The organism is Enterobacter asburiae, assembly GCF_008080435.1.
GTDB lineage: Bacteria > Pseudomonadota > Gammaproteobacteria > Enterobacterales > Enterobacteriaceae > Enterobacter > Enterobacter asburiae_C.
In genome coordinates this window covers 60959-78703 of record NZ_VRKN01000005.1, presented here as the reverse complement: position 1 = coordinate 78703, position 17745 = coordinate 60959, and the positions used below count along the sequence as shown (strand labels likewise).

Genomic DNA, 17745 nt, shown 5'->3' with positions numbered 1-17745 from the left:
TGGCGCTGCGCTTACCCGCCCTACATTAATTTATTGCTCTCCATAAACCCTTCCCCTCCCAACTGATTCATCTGGCGCATAATCCACGCCTGACGGCTTCGCACGTATCCTGATGGGGCACTGGCTTTAAAGCGGATGGGATTCGGTAAAACAGCGGCCAATAGCGCTGCTTCTGACATACTCAGACGGCTAGCTGGCTTATTGAAATAACGCTGTGCGGCAGCTTCCACACCGAATATGCCGTCGCCAAACTCAGCGACGTTGAGATAGACGGTCAGAATGCGTTTTTTGCTCCAGACCGTTTCCATCCCCAGGGTCAACCCCGCTTCCAGCCCTTTTCGTACCCAGCTTCGACCATCCCACAGGAACAGATTTTTGGCCGTCTGCTGCGACAAGGTTGATGCACCGCGCACGCGGTTTTCATGGCGTTCGTTATGGGCTAGCGCCTTCTCAATGGCCGCAACGTCAAACCCCCAGTGCTCCGGGAATTTCTGGTCCTCCGCCGCGATGACCGCCAGTCCCATGAACGGTGAGATCTCGTCCATGCTCACCCAGTCAGAATGGGCGACATAGCCGAAATCGCCGGAGAACCATGCGCTAAGTTGGCGCTCAACCATAACGGCTGAAAACGGTACAGGCAAAATGCTGAATACGGCCAGCCCGCCTCCCCAGAATACCGCCAGTACAAGAACGATACGCAAGAGAATACGTTTTACCCCTGCACCTGCGGCAAATTTACGGCTCATTCAGTCAGCACCAGCACGCGGGCCACCAGCTTTTCAATACCTGAGGCAGCCTCAGCGATATTATTCGCCAGCATATACGCTGGCGTGGTGACAATTTTGTTATCTTCATCAACCACAATGTCATCAACCGGGCACGGAACGTGTTCACCCCCCATTTCCTCGACGATCTCTGCGGTATCAATATCCGTCCCGATAGTCAGGCGCAGCGGGAAATCAAAAATCCTGGGCAGCATTGCCGGCGCGATGCAGATAAAGCCCTGCGGTTTTCCTGCCGCATGCATGGCCTGCGACAGCGCTTTTAGATGAGGATCGATCTGACACTCCGCCCCCTGCACAGCAAAGGTACTGAGATTTTTGGCCGCGCCAAACCCACCAGGCACAATGAGCGCATCAAGCTCTGTAGGGTCTGCCTGAATAAGAGGATGGATATCACCTCGCGCAATACGCGCGGCTTCAATCAGTACATTACGGGTTTCCGCCATCGGTTCACCGGTCAGATGATTAATCACATCCGCCTGATTTTTGTCTGGCGCAAAACAAATAACCTCTGCACCCTGCCTAGCCAGGGCCAGCAGCGTGATTACGGCTTCATGTATCTCAGAACCATCGTAAACACCGCATCCGCTCAGCACGACACCAATCTTTTTCATCATGACAATCCTTTTCTGCAACTTGCTGAAGCACATTAATAATTTTGATTAAAACGCTATGCTTCACACATTTCACTGATTCATGTAACAAACCATTTAAGATTTGCTATCTTATCTGCGTGCGGCCTAAATTTTTCAGGCGGCGCCCTTTCGAAAATAACTTTAAAAAAACAGGCGCAGCCACGATTTCCCTGGTGTTGGCGCAGTATTCGCGCACCCCGGTTTAACCGGGGTCATTTTTTTCTGGCATCGACCCAGGCCTTCAGCACCGCAACATCGTTTTGCCACTCTTGTTTCATCTCTTCAACCCAATCGCCCACGTTATCTTCCCATGCCGGTAAATCAGGCGACTGAATCTGTTGACCCAGTTGCTGCAGGTGGCGTAATCCAACCGAGCCGGCCGCACCTTTAATTTTATGTCCTTCTTCCACGATGCCCTTCTGGTCACGTGCCGTCAGGTTTGATTCCAGCACGCTCAGATAGCCCGGCATCATTTTTTCAAACACCGCCAGACCATCGGTAATCAGTTTCGGGCCGACCAGATCGATGTACTGCTCCAGCATCGCGGTATCGAGTATCGTTTGGGCTTTTGCGCTATCAACAGACGTCATGGTGCTCTCCTCTTCATCACGGGTATCCCAGAACTTCTTAATCATGGCGGTCAGAGCAGGCACCGCCAGCGGCTTGCTGAGTACATCGTCCATACCGGCATCGAGATACTCTTTTTTATCTTTCAGTACGTTCGCCGTCAGCGCCACCAGCGGCGGCAATTCGTCGGCCGCGTACTTACGCGTCAGCTCACGCGAGATATCCAGCCCGGTCATATCCGGTAACTGGATATCCAGCAGGACAAGATCGTATTCGCCCGGTTTAAACATCTCCAGCGCGGCCTTACCGGTCATCGCGACATCCACGCTGTTACCCAGTTTTTCCAGCACAGAGCGCGCCACTATCACGTTCAGCTCAATGTCTTCCACCAGCAGGACGTGCAGCGCAGGCAGCGGCATGTCGTCGTTTTCAAAGGTATCCTCAACCTCCTCCGCCACCGCCGGCGCATGGACCGTCAGCGTGAAGGTTGACCCTTTACCCGGCTGGCTGGCAACGGTGATATCGCCCCCCATACTTTTCGCCAGCCGTTTAGAGACCGCCAGGCCAATGCCCGTTCCGGTAGCCGGTTTCCCGCCGTTGCTGTCCTTCACCTGGTAGTACATCGCGAAAATTTTGTCCTGCTCCTCCTGCGGAATACCCATCCCGGAGTCTTCCACCTCGAAGTGCAACATATCGCCTTCGTCAAAGCGGATGCGCACCGCCACCTGCCCCTTCTGGGTAAATTTCACCGCGTTGCTGATAAGGTTCCACAGGATCTGGCGCAGGCGCGTGCCGTCAGTCACCACTTTATGCGGCAGAGGCAGGGTTGGCTGCATGACAAAACTCAGCCCCTTCTGCTGCGCCTGTAAGCCGGACAGGTTTTCCAGATCGGCAAGGAAGCTGGTGAAATCAACAGGCTGGTTATCAAGCTGAACTTTACGGCGTTCCATCTTATCCATATCAATAATATCGTTGAAGATATTACCCAGCGTGACCGCTGAAACATGGATAGTCTTGAGGTATTTTTCCTGCTCTGCGGTCAGGTCGGTATCCAGCAGAATACGGCTCAGCCCGACAATGCCATTAAGCGGCGTACGCAGCTCGTGGCTGATGGTGGAGATAAAGGTAGTCTTGTCGCGGCTGGCGCGCTCCAGGGCGTCCTGGTAGCGCTTACGCTCGGTGATATCGCGGCCAAAGCCCATCAGGCCGTGGCGTTTCCCCACGCGGTCATAGTAGGGCACCTTACGGATCTCAAAGCAGGCTTTGCGTCCGTCCGGGTAATCCAGCCACTGTTCATAGGTCAGCGAGACGTTATGGCGGAATACTTTTTCGTCCGTCTCCATGACTTTGGCCGCCGCCTCTTCAGAGTAAACGTCCTGCGGCTTCAGGTGAATCAGCTGCTTCTCGCTTTTCCCGGTGAGCAGCTCCATCGCCCGGTTACAGCCAGAAAACTCTTTATCTTCATTACGGTAGAACACCAGATCCGGCGAAGCATCGAGGAACGACCGCAGGAAAGAGGATTGCTGCTCAAGCTGGATCTGCGTGACCTCGCGCTCTTTCATTTCGATTTTCAGCTGCTCCAGCGTGGCCTGACGCTCGGCTTCCGCCTTCTCACGATCTGAAATCTCCTGATTCAGCTGCGCAATGTTGTCTTTGAGCTGGACGTTGAGCTTCAGGTCGCGCTCGCGCATCTCTTCCAGTTTATCGACCAGTTTTGACAAACGCTGACGGGACTCTTCCAGCTGTTCAACCACGACGGAAAGGAAGTAGACCGCCCAGGGAGTAATGAGCAAGCCAAAGAAGATGGAGCGGATGACGTCGATACTCTCGACCTGACCATGCAGAACCATGGTGACGGCCATTTGCACGACAATGGCCAGAACGACCAGCGCCAGCGCAAGCAGCATGGAGAAACGCACCAGCCCAAGCTTCATCATCAGGTCGACGTAATACTGGGCAAGCATTCGAATTTGCTTCATAGAGGATCCCTTCACGACTTTATCGCTCAATAATACTCAAATTCAGGGCGAGGCGTTGAAGGTTGTGAGAAAAAGTGCGGGGTGAAACAGGAGATTAGCCTCGCTCCCGGTTAACCGGAAGCGAGGAGAGGTTACTCAGGAGCGTTTCAACAACAGCCAGAGGCTGATCAGGAGGAAACTGGCGCTTGGCAGCAGCGCGCCAATTATCGGCGGAATGCCATAAACCAGCGTCAACGGACCGAAGATCTGGTCGAGCACGTAGAACACAAAGCCGAAGCTGATACCGGTCACGACGCGTATGCCCATCGGCACGCTGCGCAACGGGCCGAAGATAAACGACAGCGCCATCAGCATCATCACCGCCACGGACATCGGCTGGAAGATTTTGCTCCACATGTTGAGCTGATAACGTCCTGCATCCTGCCCGCTAGACTTCAGGTATTTCACATAGTTGTGTAAACCGCTGATGGAGAGCGCGTCAGGATCCAGCGCCACGACTCCGAGCTTATCGGGCGTCAGGTTGGTCTTCCACGTACTGGTTACCGTCTGAGAACCGGCGATCTGTTTCGGATCGGTCAGGTCAGACTCATCTACCTGGGACAAACGCCACTGTTTATGTTCGGCGTCAAATTTCGCCGAAGAGGCGTGGCGGACTGACTCCAGGCGGCGCTGGTCATCGAAAGCGTAGATGCTCACCCCACCCAGTTCATCATTCCCCTTTACCCGTTCGATGTAGACGAAGTTTTTACCATCTTTGGCCCATAAACCTTGTTGAGTCGAAAGCAGTGAGCCGCCGTACATTGCCTGAGCACGGTAGTTACGCGCCATCTGTTCGCCCTGCGGCGCGACCCACTCGCCAATCGCCATGGTCAACAGTACCAGAGGGATCGCGGTTTTCATTACCGACAGCGCAACCTGCATGCGGGTAAAACCCGAGGCCTGCATAACGACCAGCTCACTGCGCTGCGCCAGCATTCCCAGCCCCAGCAGCGCACCCAGCAGGGCCGCCATCGGGAAGAAGATCTGCACATCTTTCGGCACGCTGAGCAGGGTATACATCCCCGCCCCCAGCGCGTCATAGCTACCCTGCCCGGCTTTTTTCAGCTGATCGACAAATTTGATAATGCCGGAGAGCGACACCAGCATGAACAACGTCATCATGATGGTGGTAAAAATGGTTTTACCGATATAGCGATCAAGAACGCCAAACGCCTGCATTAGATGGCTCCTTTACGCGAGAATCGGGCACGTATGCGGCGCACAGGCACCGTATCCCACAGGTTTAATCCCAGCGCCAGTAAGATGTACAGGCTGTTGACGAACCATGTCCAGACCATAGGGTCCAGCTTACCCTTCGCGCCGTTAGAACGAATCGAGGTTTGCAGCAGGAAATAGATTAGGTAAAGCAGCATCGCCGGCAGCATAGAGAGTACGCGTCCCTGACGCGGGTTCACCACGCTCAGCGGAACGACAATCATCGCCATCATAAACACGGTGAAGACGAGCGTAATACGCCAGTGGAACTCAGCACGCGCTCTGTCGGTATCGGTATTCCACAGGGTACGCATGTCCATTTGCTCGGTATCCGTTGGATCGAGCGCCACCGCCTGATGGCCGATAATGGCCTGATAGTTCTGGAAATCCGTAATACGGAAGTCGCGCAGCATTGCGGTGCCTTCGAAACGGGTGCCTTTGTTCAGCGTCACGATCTGAGAACCATCTTTGCGCTGAGCAAGCTGACCGGAGTCTGCAACCACCACTGACGGACGCGCATTACCTTTGGGACGCAGCTGCGCCAGGAATACGTCGTTGAATTTACTGCCGTCAACGCTCTCAATAAACAGCACGGAGTTTCCGTCGGTCGCCTGCTGGAACTGCCCCTGGGCTAACGCCGCCATGCCGGGGTTTGCTTTCGCTTCGGCCAGCACTTCGTCCTGATGACGGGAAGACATAGGGCCCGCCCACATCACATTCACCGCAGCAACAATACCCGTGAACAGCGCCAGTATCATGGCGGCTTTCACCAGTACCGCTTTGCTCAGGCCGCAAGCGTGCATCACCGTGATTTCACTCTCGGTGTAGAGTTTCCCAAGCGTCATGAGCAGGCCAAGGAAAAGACTTAGCGGCAGGATGAGCTGCGCCATTTCCGGGATCCCTAAACCAAGCAGGGAAAGCACCAGATTTGTTGGAATTTCGCCGTCAACGGCCGCACCGAGGATCTTAACCAGCTTCTGACAGAAAAAAATCAGCAGCAGGATGAAGAGGATCGCCAGTTGGCTTTTGAGCGTCTCCCGCACCAGATATCTTATGATTATCACTTTAAATACGCCCGTAAAAACCCGTCTCTTTGCAGGAATTTCGCTTGTTTCATGGCTTAAACGTCATTTATTCTCTTGAGTCGTCGAAATCATCGCTAAGATTAAAACATCCGGCGGATTCACGCTTCAGGACTTTTTCTGACGTGTCGAAACCGTAGTAACGTAAGATTAACACGAAGTCACCACAACAGCGGACATGAGTTACGAAAGGTTTCAATTCTATCCGTAGCTGCCGCCGTTGTCTTTAAGATTCAGGAGCGTAGTGCATGGAGTTCAGTGTAAAAAGCGGTAGCCCGGAGAAACAGCGGAGTGCCTGCATCGTTGTGGGCGTCTTTGAACCACGCCGACTCTCCCCGATCGCCGAGCAACTCGATAAAATCAGTGACGGCTATATTAGCGCCCTGCTGCGCCGTGGCGAACTGGAAGGCAAACCTGGGCAGACGCTGTTACTGCACCATGTTCCGAACGTACTGTCAGAGCGTATTCTGCTGATTGGCTGCGGCAAAGAACGCGAGCTGGATGAACGTCAGTATAAGCAGGTGATTCAGAAAACAATCAATACGCTGAATGATACCGGCTCAATGGAAGCCGTCTGCTTCCTGACTGAGCTGCACGTCAAAGGGCGTAACACCTACTGGAAAGTACGTCAGGCGGTTGAAACAGCAAAAGAGAGCCTGTACAGCTTCGATCAACTGAAGACCAATAAAAGCGAGCCGCGTCGTCCGCTGCGTAAAATGGTCTTTAACGTGCCAACCCGTCGCGAACTGACCAGCGGCGAACGCGCGATCCAGCACGGTCTGGCGATCGCAGCCGGCATTAAAGCGGCCAAAGATCTCGGCAACATGCCGCCTAACATCTGTAATGCGGCGTACCTGGCCTCTCAGGCGCGTCAGTTGGCCGACGCCTACAGCAAAAACGTCATTACCCGCGTCATCGGCGAACAGCAGATGAAAGAGCTGGGGATGCACTCTTACCTTGCGGTCGGTAACGGCTCGCAGAATGAATCCCTGATGTCCGTCATCGAGTACAAAGGCAACCCGTCTGAAGACGCGCGTCCTGTCGTGCTCGTCGGTAAAGGCCTGACCTTCGATTCCGGCGGTATCTCCATCAAGCCTGCTGAAGGTATGGATGAGATGAAATACGACATGTGCGGCGCGGCGGCGGTTTACGGCGTGATGCGCATGGTCGCGGAACTTCAGTTGCCCATCAACGTGATCGGCGTTCTGGCGGGCTGCGAAAACATGCCAGGTGGTCGCGCTTATCGTCCGGGTGACGTCCTGACCACCATGTCCGGCCAGACCGTTGAAGTACTGAACACCGACGCCGAAGGCCGTCTGGTACTGTGTGACGTGCTGACCTACGTTGAGCGCTTCGATCCTGAAGCGGTGATTGACGTTGCCACCCTCACCGGTGCCTGTGTGATTGCGCTGGGCCACCACATCACCGGCCTGATGTCGAACCACAATCCGCTGGCGCACGAGCTTATTGGTGCCTCAGAGCAGGCCGGGGACCGCGCATGGCGTCTGCCGTTAGGTGACGAGTATCAGGAACAGCTGGAGTCTAACTTTGCGGATATGGCGAACATTGGCGGACGTCCTGGTGGTGCGATCACCGCGGGCTGCTTCCTGGCACGCTTCACCCGCAAGTACAACTGGGCGCACCTGGATATCGCGGGCACCGCATGGCGCTCCGGTAAAGCCAAAGGCGCAACCGGTCGTCCGGTGGCGCTGCTGTCGCAGTTCCTGCTCAATCGTGCGGGTTTTAACGGCGACGAGTGATGTAAAACGCCGGGCGGCGGCTTCGCCTTACCCGGCCTACAACGTCACTCAACCGTAGGCCGGGTAAGCGTAGCGCCACCCGGCTTTGCATTTAAATCCACGACAAGAAGCCCCATATATGAAGAATGCAACGTTCTACCTTCTGGACAACGACACCCATCAGGACGGACTCAGCGCCGTAGAACAACTGGTGTGTGAAATTGCCGCAGAACGTTGGCGCGCAGGTAAACGCGTTCTGATTGCCTGTGAAGATGAACAGCAGGCGATTCGCCTTGATGAAGCGTTGTGGGCCCGCCCGCCGGAGAGTTTCGTGCCGCATAACCTCTCGGGCGAAGGTCCGCGCGGCGGGGCGCCGGTCGAAATTGCCTGGCCGCAAAAGCGCAACAGCAGCGCGCGCGATATTCTGATTAGCCTGCGGATAGATTTTGCAGATTTTGCCACCGCTTTCACAGAAGTGGTAGACTTTGTCCCTTACGAAGAATCTTTGAAACAACTGGCGCGCGAACGCTATAAAGCGTACCGCCTGGCTGGTTTTAACCTGAATACGGCAACCTGGAAATAATGGAAAAGACATATAACCCACGCGATATCGAACAGCCGCTTTACGAGCACTGGGAACAGCAGGGCTATTTCAAGCCTAACGGCGACGAAAGCAAAGAGTCCTTCTGCATCATGATCCCGCCGCCGAACGTCACCGGCAGTTTGCATATGGGGCATGCTTTCCAGCAGACCATCATGGACACCATGATCCGCTACCAGCGCATGCAGGGTAAAAACACCCTGTGGCAGGCGGGGACTGACCACGCGGGTATCGCGACCCAGATGGTGGTTGAGCGTAAAATTGCCGCAGAAGAAGGAAAAACCCGCCACGACTACGGTCGCGACGCGTTCATCGACAAAATCTGGCAGTGGAAAGCGGAATCCGGCGGCACCATTACCCGTCAGATGCGCCGTCTCGGCAACTCCGTGGACTGGGAGCGCGAGCGCTTCACCATGGATGAAGGCCTGTCCAACGCCGTTAAAGAAGTCTTCGTCCGCCTGTACAAAGAAGACCTGATTTACCGTGGCAAGCGCCTGGTAAACTGGGATCCGAAACTGCGCACCGCCATCTCTGACCTGGAAGTGGAAAACCGCGAGTCGAAAGGCTCCATGTGGCACATCCGCTATCCGCTGGCCGACGGCGCCAAAACCGCCGACGGTAAAGATTACCTGGTGGTCGCAACCACCCGTCCGGAAACCCTGCTGGGCGATACCGGCGTGGCCGTTAACCCGGAAGATCCACGTTATAAAGATCTGATTGGCAAATTCGTGGTGCTGCCGCTGGTTAACCGCCGTATTCCGATTGTGGGCGACGAACACGCCGACATGGAAAAAGGCACCGGCTGCGTGAAAATCACCCCGGCGCATGACTTCAACGACTATGAAGTCGGTCGTCGTCACGCCCTGCCAATGATCAACATCCTGACCTTCGACGGCGATATCCGCGAAAGTGCAGAAGTGTATGACACCAAAGGCGAAGAGTCTGACGTTTACTCCAGCGACATCCCGGCTGAGTTCCAGAAGCTGGAACGCTTTGCCGCGCGTAAAGCCATCGTGGCTGCCGTCGACGCACTCGGCCTGCTGGAAGAGATCAAACCTCACGATCTGACCGTGCCGTACGGCGACCGTGGTGGCGTGGTTATCGAACCCATGCTGACCGACCAGTGGTACGTTCGTGCCGACGTGCTGGCGAAACCAGCTGTTGAAGCGGTTGAGAACGGCAGTATCCAGTTCGTGCCAAAACAGTACGAAAACATGTACTTCTCCTGGATGCGCGATATTCAGGACTGGTGTATCTCCCGTCAGCTGTGGTGGGGTCACCGTATCCCGGCGTGGTACGACAACGAAGGCAACGTCTACGTTGGCCGTACAGAAGACGAAGTCCGTCAGGAAAACAACCTGAGTGCTGACGTCGCCCTGCGTCAGGACGAAGACGTGCTGGACACCTGGTTCTCCTCCGCGCTGTGGACCTTCTCCACCCTCGGCTGGCCAGAAAACACCGACGCGCTGCGTCAGTTCCACCCAACCAGCGTGATGGTGTCCGGTTTCGACATTATCTTCTTCTGGATTGCCCGCATGATCATGATGACCATGCACTTCATCAAAGACGAAGACGGCAAACCGCAGGTTCCGTTCCATACCGTCTACATGACGGGGCTTATCCGTGACGACGAAGGCCAGAAGATGTCCAAGTCCAAGGGCAACGTGATCGACCCGCTGGACATGGTTGACGGTATCTCTCTGGAAGACCTGCTGGAAAAACGTACCGGCAACATGATGCAGCCGCAGCTGGCTGAGAAAATCCGCAAGCGTACCGAGAAGCAGTTCCCGAACGGGATCGAGTCTCACGGTACCGACGCCCTGCGCTTCACCCTGGCGGCGCTGGCCTCTACCGGCCGTGACATCAACTGGGACATGAAGCGTCTGGAAGGTTACCGTAACTTCTGTAACAAGCTGTGGAACGCCAGTCGCTTTGTGCTGATGAACACCGAAGATCAGGATTGCGGCTTCAACGGCGGCGAGATGACCCTGTCTCTGGCAGACCGCTGGATCCTGGCGGAATTCAACCAGACGGTGAAAGCCTTCCGCGACGCGCTGGACAGCTACCGCTTCGACATCGCAGCAGGCATCCTGTATGAATTCACCTGGAACCAGTTCTGCGACTGGTACCTGGAGCTGGCGAAGCCGGTGATGAACGGCGGCTCTGAAGCGGAACTGCGCGGTACGCGCAACACGCTGATTACCGTTCTGGAAGGTCTGCTGCGCCTGGCGCATCCGGTCATTCCATTCATCACCGAAACCATCTGGCAGCGCGTGAAGGTGATTGCAGGCATCAACGCAGATACCATCATGCTGCAGCCGTTCCCGGAATTCGATGCGGCGAAAGTGGATGAAGCGGCGTCCGCGGATACCGAGTGGCTGAAACAGGCGATCGTTGCGGTACGTAACATCCGTGCTGAAATGAACATCGCCCCTGGCAAACCGCTGGAGCTGCTGCTGCGCGGTTGCAGCGAAGCGGCTGTTCGTCGTGTCACCGAGAACAACACCTTCCTCAAGACTATGGCGCGTCTGGAAAGCATCACCGTGCTGCCTGCGGATGACAAAGGTCCGGTTTCCGTGACCAAAATCATCGATGGCGCTGAGCTGCTGATCCCGATGGCGGGCCTGATCGACAAAGACGCTGAGCTGGCTCGTCTGGCGAAAGAAGTGGCGAAAGTCGACGTGGAAATTGGCAAAATCGAAAGCAAGCTGGCGAACGAAGGCTTTGTTGCCCGCGCGCCGGAAGCGGTCATCGCGAAAGAGCGTGAGCGTCTGGTTGCCTTCGCCGATGCGAAGACCAAGCTGATTGAGCAGCAGGCGGTTATTGCCGCCCTGTAATGCTTTTACCCCTTACGCTTCAGGGCGTAAGGGGTAACCTTCCTGAAAACTCCTCGCTTGCACTCACCTTTCTGCGGTGCTATTAACAGCAGTTACGTGTCAATTTTTGTAATGAGTAATGCTATGAGCGTGATTACCCCCGTCGCGACAACGATGCGTCGGATCACTGAGCAGGATAACCCGGCTATCGCTGCCGTTATCCGCACCGTTTCTGCCGAATATGGCCTGACGGCTGACAAAGGCTACACGGTTGCTGACCCGAACCTGGACGAGCTTTTCCAGCTCTACAGCCAGCCAGGGCATGCCTACTGGGTAATCGAGCAGAACGGCCAGGTTGTGGGCGGTGGCGGCGTGGCGCCCCTCAGCTGCAGCGAGCCGGATATCTGCGAACTACAGAAAATGTATTTCCTGCCAACGGCGCGCGGGCAAGGACTGGCGAAAAAGCTGGCGCTGATGGCTCTGGACCACGCGCGCAAGCAGGGTTTTACTCGCTGCTACCTTGAAACGACCGCTTTCCTCGAAGAGGCCATCGGCCTGTATGAACATCTGGGCTTTGAGCATATTGATGCACCGCTGGGCTGTACCGGCCACGTTGATTGCGAAGTCCGAATGCTGAAAAGTCTGTAACTTTCGTTCCTGCCCTCTTCTGTTAAGCGGCTGTAAACTGAATGCTCTACACTCTCAGTTCACACCATAACGGGGGAAACACGATGTCGAAGATAAAAAGCTACGCCGCACCGCAGGCGGGTGCAGAACTTGAACTGTACGAGTACGATGCGGGCGAACTAAAAGCAGAAGACGTCGAAGTACAGGTTGATTACTGCGGGATCTGCCACTCGGATCTCTCGATGATCGACAACGAATGGGGCTTCTCGAGCTATCCGCTGGTGGCCGGACACGAAGTCATTGGCCGCGTTGTGGCGCTCGGTAGCGCTGCGCAGGACAAAGGCCTGAAAGTGGGCCAGCGCGTGGGCATTGGCTGGACGGCACGCAGCTGTGGTCACTGCGACGCCTGTATCAGCGGCAACCAGATCAACTGCCTCGAAGGCGCCGTTCCCACCATTCTGAACAAAGGCGGTTTTGCCGACAAACTGCGCGCCGACTGGCAATGGGTCATTCCACTTCCAGAGAGCATTGATATTGAGTCTGCAGGCCCGCTGCTGTGCGGCGGTATCACCGTCTTCAAACCCCTGCTGATGCACCATATCACCGCCACCAGCCGCGTGGGCGTCATTGGTATTGGCGGCCTTGGGCATATCGCCATCAAGCTGCTGCACGCGATGGGCTGTGAAGTCACGGCGTTCAGCTCGAACCCGGCGAAAGAGAAAGAAGTGCTGGCGATGGGTGCAGATAAAGTCGTGAACAGCCGCGATCCGAACGCGCTGAACGCGCTGGCAGGGCAGTTTGACCTGATCATCAACACCGTTAACGTGGATCTCGACTGGCAGCCGTACTTTGAAGCGCTGGCCTACGGCGGTAACTTCCACACCGTAGGTGCCGTGATGAAGCCGCTGCCGGTTCCGGCGTTTACCCTGATCGGCGGGGATCGCAGCGTATCCGGTTCCGCGACCGGTACGCCATACGAACTGCGCAAGCTGATGAAGTTTGCCGGACGCACCAAAGTGGCCCCAACCACCGAGCTGTATCCGATGTCGAAAATCAACGAAGCGATCCAGCACGTGCGTGACGGCAAAGCCCGCTACCGCGTGGTGTTGAAAGCGGATTTCTGATGTGAGTTTGCCGGGTGGCGGCTTCGCCTTACCCGGCCTACTTTTGCTACCGCGCCAAAATATTAAACACTTCCGCCACCGCAACCGCTCCCGGATCCATCACGCCATCCAGGTTCTCTTTGTTGACATACGACGAGCGTCCCGCGCCGGCTTTCATCATCTTCGCCGTTGCTTCGGCGCCCTGCTGCGCGGCCTGCGCTGCCGCCTGAATATTGCCTTTCTGTAACGCCTCCAGCGCCGGCTGGAGAGCATCGATCAGCGTGCGATCGCCGAGATCTGCCCCACCGTACTGCTTCATCTGCGCCAGCCCGCTCAGCAGCGCATCCGGAAGCGATTGTCCGTCATGCAACTTTTGCCCGGCCGCCGTGAAGAAGATCGACATTAATACGCCGCTCGATCCGCCCATCACGGTTGCCAGTCGCTCGCCCACCAGCAGAAGTAATGTCGGCACGTCGTTAAGGGGCAGGTTGTTCTCCTCCAGACGCTGCGCAATGTCCCGCACCCCTTGCGCAAAGGTGGAGCCGGTATCACCATCGCCCACTTTCGCATCCAGCGCGTTAAGCCGGTTTTCCAGCTGGATCAATGTATTCGTCACCGAGGAGACGAGTTCGCTCACCTGCGGATTGGCCGACGGGGTGTATTCCACGCGATCCTGAATGGCGCTCAGCGCCACGGTGCGCAGTGGCGCAAACGCCACGGGCTTCTGCCAGCCCAGCGTTTCGACCTCCGCGTGAATCGCTTTTTCGAAGAAATCGTTAAGCTTCAGCAGCGTGAGCGAAAAGCCCTTCATGTCCAGCGCGCTCACCAGCGGCGCGGGGCCTATCAGGTATGCGATCTCCTCTTTCAGCGCCGAATGCGCCAGCTCTTTGGTCAGCAGCGCCATCTCCAGCGCCGATACGCCGCCAAGATTATTAATCAATACCGCAAAGCGCCCCTCTCCCGCCTGCGCGCGTAGCGGCGTCACCAGCGTGTCGATAATCGCTTTGCTGTTTTGCGTATCCACGACGGAAGCCCCGGGCTCGCCGTGAATGCCCAGACCCAGCTCAACATGGCCTTGCTTAATGCGCCCCTCTTCCTCGTCGCTACCTGGCAGGTTGCACGTTTGCATCGCAACACCCAGGCTCCAGAGGTTGTCGCAGGCCTGTTGCGCAATATCCCGCACCTCACTCAACGATTTCCCGTGCTCCGCCGCATAGCCCGCAATCTTATGCACCAGTGCCGTACCGGCAATACCGCGCGGCTGTTTGTTATCCGGTAGCGCGATATCGTCCGCCACGATCACCATCTCCACCTTAAGACCGTAGCGTTTGGCCTTTTCTGCCGCCAGACCAAAGTTCAGGCGGTCACCGGTGTAGTTTTTGACAATCAGCAGGCAGCCACGATCGCCCGTGACCGCCACAATGGCATTCAGCACCGCATCGACGCTTGGCGAGGCAAACAGGTCGCCACACACTGCCGCCGTGAGCATCCCTTTGCCGACAAACCCGGCGTGCGCCGGTTCGTGGCCTGAGCCGCCGCCGGAGATCACCGCCACGCGGCTTTTATCCCAGTCGCCGCGTGCGACGATCCTGATGGCCGGATCGATATCAAGCTTGACGAGATTTGCATGTGGCGCAGAAAGCAGTATGCCTTCAATGGCGTCGTTGACCAGCTGTTTGCGATCGTTAAAGAAGAATCTGGACATAGTTTCCCACTATTTTGTGAACCGTATGCAAAAGCATAGTCCGCGCTGGATAATGCGCCGCAAAGTCAGGAATTTACTCAACCAAATTGCAACCAGGTTGCCTATACTCCACCCAGGACTAAGAGAGGAAGCGCATCATGAGTACACCATTGTTAATTGCCCGGACGCTGGAAAAAGAGCTGCATTTACTGCCCGAGATGGCGAACCGCCACGGCCTGATCACAGGTGCCACCGGGACGGGGAAAACTGTCACCCTGCAAAAGCTGGCGGAGTCACTTTCGGAGATTGGCGTACCGGTCTTTATGGCTGACGTGAAAGGCGATTTAACCGGTGTGGCTCAGGAGGGTACCGCTTCTGAAAAACTGCTCGAACGGCTGAAGAATATTGGCATCACGGACTGGACGCCGCACAGCAACCCGGTGGTCGTGTGGGACATCTTCGGTGAAAAAGGCCACCCGGTGCGCGCGACCGTATCCGATCTGGGTCCTCTGCTCCTCGCCAGGCTCCTTAACCTCAATGACGTACAGTCTGGCGTGCTGAATATCATCTTCCGTATTGCCGACGACCAGGGGCTGCTGCTGCTCGATTTCAAAGATCTGCGCGCCATTACGCAGTACATCGGCGATAACGCTAAATCCTTCCAGAATCAGTACGGCAACATCAGCAGCGCCTCGGTGGGCGCCATTCAGCGTGGGTTGCTGACCCTGGAGCAACAGGGCGCCGAGCACTTCTTCGGTGAGCCGATGCTGGATATCAAAGACTGGATGCGCACCGACAGCAGCGGCAAAGGCATCATCAACATTCTGAGTTCAGAAAAGCTCTACCAGATGCCAAAGCTCTACGCTGCCAGCCTGCTGTGGATGCTCTCCGAACTGTACGAGCAGCTACCGGAAGCGGGCGATCTGGAAAAACCGAAGCTGGTGTTCTTCTTTGACGAAGCGCACCTGCTGTTTAACGACGCGCCGCAGGTACTGCTGGATAAGATTGAACAGGTCATTCGACTGATCCGCTCCAAAGGCGTTGGCGTCTGGTTTGTCTCGCAAAACCCGTCGGATATCCCGGATAACGTGCTCGGTCAGCTCGGTAACCGCGTGCAGCACGCCCTGCGCGCCTTTACGCCGAAGGATCAGAAAGCGGTGAAAGCCGCCGCGCAAACCATGCGCGCCAATCCTGCCTTTGACACCGAAGCGGCGATTCAGGCGTTAGGCACCGGTGAAGCACTGATCTCGTTCCTTGATGCCAAGGGCAGTCCATCTATTGTGGAGCGTGCCATGGTGATTGCGCCGTGCTCGCGAATGGGGCCGGTTACCGACGATGAACGCAACGGCCTGATTAACCACTCTCCGGTCTACGGGAAGTACGAAGACGAGGTGGATCGCGAGTCCGCGTTCGAGATGCTGCAAAAAGGGGTGCAGGCAACAACGGAATCGCAGGATGCGCCTGCCGCTAAAGGGCAGTCTGTCGCCGTGGATGACGGTATTCTCGGGGGGCTCAAAGACATCCTGTTCGGCAGCACCGGGCCGCGCGGCGGCAAGCGCGACGGCGTGGTACAGACCATGGCGAAAAGCGCTGCACGGCAGGTAACCAATCAGATAGTGCGCGGCATGCTGGGAAGTTTATTAGGCGGCCGTCGCCGGTAGACGGGGAACCCACGGTCGGCCAAGCGCCGACCCCTGCACACCGTTCTCCTGGAGATAGCGGTCGATCTCCACCATCCCCGTCCAGCGGTTCTCACACCATAGCGGTGCCAGAAGCGTTGGACGGCGGGCGCTGGCGGAGATGCGGTGGTAGACAATTTCCGGCGGCGTATGGCGAATCATCTCCCCCGCCGTCACCGTATAGTCCTCAAGCTCAATACCGCTTAACCGCCCCGCTTCCCACGCTTTCGCCATAATGCTGCCCTTCACGATGTGTAGCGGATGCAGCTTGATGCCGTCCACGCCGGTTTCCACTACCCTTTCCAGCGTCTCCAGCCCGTGCTGCTGCCCTTCTCCCGGCAGCCCAACAATCAGATGCGAGCAGACCTTCAGCCCGCGCTCACGGGCGAGGCGCGTGGTGCGTTGGTAGCAGGCGAAATCATGGCCACGGTTAATACGGTGCAGCGTTTTGTCATGTGCGGTCTGCAAGCCCAGCTCCAGCCAGATCTCGTAGCCTTGTTCTTTGTACTCGCTGAGCAGGTCCAGCACCGCGTCCGGTACGCAGTCCGGGCGCGTCCCCACGCACAGCCCAACGATGTTAGCCTGACTGACGGCCTGCTGATACATAGCGCGCAGCACCTGCACCTCCGCCCACGTGCTGGTGTAGGCCTGAAAATAGGCCAGATATTGCTTCGCGCGGTTCACCAGGCTGGCCTGATGGGCAAGCTGTTCAGCGATAGATTTATGCTGCTGGGCTTCGTCAGCAAAGGACGCAACGTTACAAAAGGTGCAGCCGCCACGCCCGATGGTACCATCGCGATTCGGGCAGCTAAATCCGCCGTGCAGCGTCAGCTTATGAACCTTTTGCCCGTACCGCTGCAAAAGATCCCCACCAAACATATTGACTAATTTCTGTAACTGCATAATCTGATAGACCGTCCCGGAGAAAGGGGACAAGCCTGCCACTTTTAGCCTCTGTCGGCGATGACCTGGATCAATCGCCCTGGACGGCCTTTATCCATATGAATAAATACTCAGGATTACTGCAATTTCATTCACGCCACGCGTGATTACTTTTCCTTATGTTCTGATTGTTTTTTTCATTTATAGCGTCGCCACTTAAAAACAGTGGGTTTATGCGGGTTTGAAGTCAATGCCAGATTATTATTCTGCTATAAAACTGCTATTCAGCACGCTACATTGATAATACCGCTTTCA

13 protein-coding genes are annotated in these 17745 nt (G+C 56.2%); 6 read left to right on the top strand and 7 right to left on the bottom strand.

Features of this window, described 5'->3' with window-relative positions:
- Positions 1-20 precede the first annotated feature (20 nt).
- The 5 genes from mtgA to lptF form a co-directional block, all read right to left on the bottom strand.
- Positions 21-746 carry a monofunctional biosynthetic peptidoglycan transglycosylase gene (gene mtgA / locus FU672_RS11350; protein ID WP_148243325.1) on the bottom strand — a complete coding sequence of 242 codons (726 nt, stop codon included), beginning with the start codon at positions 744-746 and terminating at the stop codon, positions 21-23.
- Positions 743-1396 (bottom strand): isoprenoid biosynthesis glyoxalase ElbB, encoded by a 654-nt coding sequence (gene elbB, locus FU672_RS11345; protein WP_148243548.1) that lies wholly within the window; start codon positions 1394-1396, stop codon positions 743-745. The genes mtgA and elbB overlap by 4 nt, the downstream gene beginning before the upstream one ends.
- 233 nt (positions 1397-1629) lie before the next feature.
- On the bottom strand, positions 1630-3963 hold the full coding sequence (arcB, locus tag FU672_RS11340) for an aerobic respiration two-component sensor histidine kinase ArcB (protein ID WP_148243324.1): 2334 nt from the start codon (positions 3961-3963) through the stop codon (positions 1630-1632).
- A gap of 135 nt (positions 3964-4098) precedes the next feature.
- Positions 4099-5181, bottom strand: coding sequence for an LPS export ABC transporter permease LptG (gene lptG, locus FU672_RS11335; RefSeq protein WP_148243323.1), 1083 nt, complete (start codon positions 5179-5181; stop codon positions 4099-4101).
- Positions 5181-6281, bottom strand: coding sequence for an LPS export ABC transporter permease LptF (gene lptF, locus FU672_RS11330; protein ID WP_148243322.1), 1101 nt, complete (start codon positions 6279-6281; stop codon positions 5181-5183). Before lptF ends, lptG begins: the two co-directional genes overlap by 1 nt.
- A gap of 266 nt (positions 6282-6547) precedes the next feature.
- Between lptF and pepA the strand changes: the two genes are divergently transcribed.
- From pepA to ahr, 5 genes are all read left to right on the top strand, one after another.
- Positions 6548-8059 (top strand): leucyl aminopeptidase, encoded by a 1512-nt coding sequence (gene pepA / locus FU672_RS11325; RefSeq protein WP_148243321.1) that lies wholly within the window; start codon positions 6548-6550, stop codon positions 8057-8059.
- A 118-nt stretch (positions 8060-8177) separates the two neighbouring features.
- A complete protein-coding gene (gene holC / locus FU672_RS11320; protein ID WP_008502815.1) occupies positions 8178-8621 on the top strand; it encodes a DNA polymerase III subunit chi in 444 nt (147 codons plus the stop codon).
- Complete coding sequence (locus tag FU672_RS11315) at positions 8621-11476, top strand: valine--tRNA ligase (RefSeq protein WP_148243320.1); 2856 nt, start codon at positions 8621-8623, stop codon at positions 11474-11476. Before holC ends, FU672_RS11315 begins: the two co-directional genes overlap by 1 nt.
- A 123-nt stretch (positions 11477-11599) precedes the next feature.
- Positions 11600-12103 carry a GNAT family N-acetyltransferase gene (locus tag FU672_RS11310; RefSeq protein WP_148243319.1) on the top strand — a complete coding sequence of 168 codons (504 nt, stop codon included), beginning with the start codon at positions 11600-11602 and terminating at the stop codon, positions 12101-12103.
- Positions 12104-12186: 83 nt separating this feature from the next.
- Positions 12187-13206, top strand: a complete 1020-nt coding sequence (gene ahr / locus FU672_RS11305) for an NADPH-dependent aldehyde reductase Ahr (RefSeq protein ID WP_148243318.1) — start codon at positions 12187-12189, stop codon at positions 13204-13206.
- Between the two features lie 46 nt (positions 13207-13252).
- Here ahr and FU672_RS11300 read toward each other — a convergent pair whose 3' ends face one another.
- Positions 13253-14890: a dihydroxyacetone kinase subunit DhaK gene (locus FU672_RS11300; RefSeq protein WP_148243317.1), complete on the bottom strand. Its 1638-nt coding sequence runs from the start codon at positions 14888-14890 to the stop codon at positions 13253-13255.
- 137 nt (positions 14891-15027) lie between these two features.
- Between FU672_RS11300 and FU672_RS11295 the strand changes: the two genes are divergently transcribed.
- Positions 15028-16530: a helicase HerA-like C-terminal domain-containing protein gene (locus tag FU672_RS11295; RefSeq protein WP_148243316.1), complete on the top strand. Its 1503-nt coding sequence runs from the start codon at positions 15028-15030 to the stop codon at positions 16528-16530.
- Here the strand turns inward: FU672_RS11295 and mnmL are convergent.
- Positions 16510-17451 carry a tRNA modification radical SAM protein MnmL/YtqA gene (mnmL, locus tag FU672_RS11290; RefSeq protein WP_148243315.1) on the bottom strand — a complete coding sequence of 314 codons (942 nt, stop codon included), beginning with the start codon at positions 17449-17451 and terminating at the stop codon, positions 16510-16512. The two genes, FU672_RS11295 and mnmL, sit on opposite strands and share 21 nt — an antisense overlap.
- Positions 17452-17745: the final 294 nt, after the last annotated feature.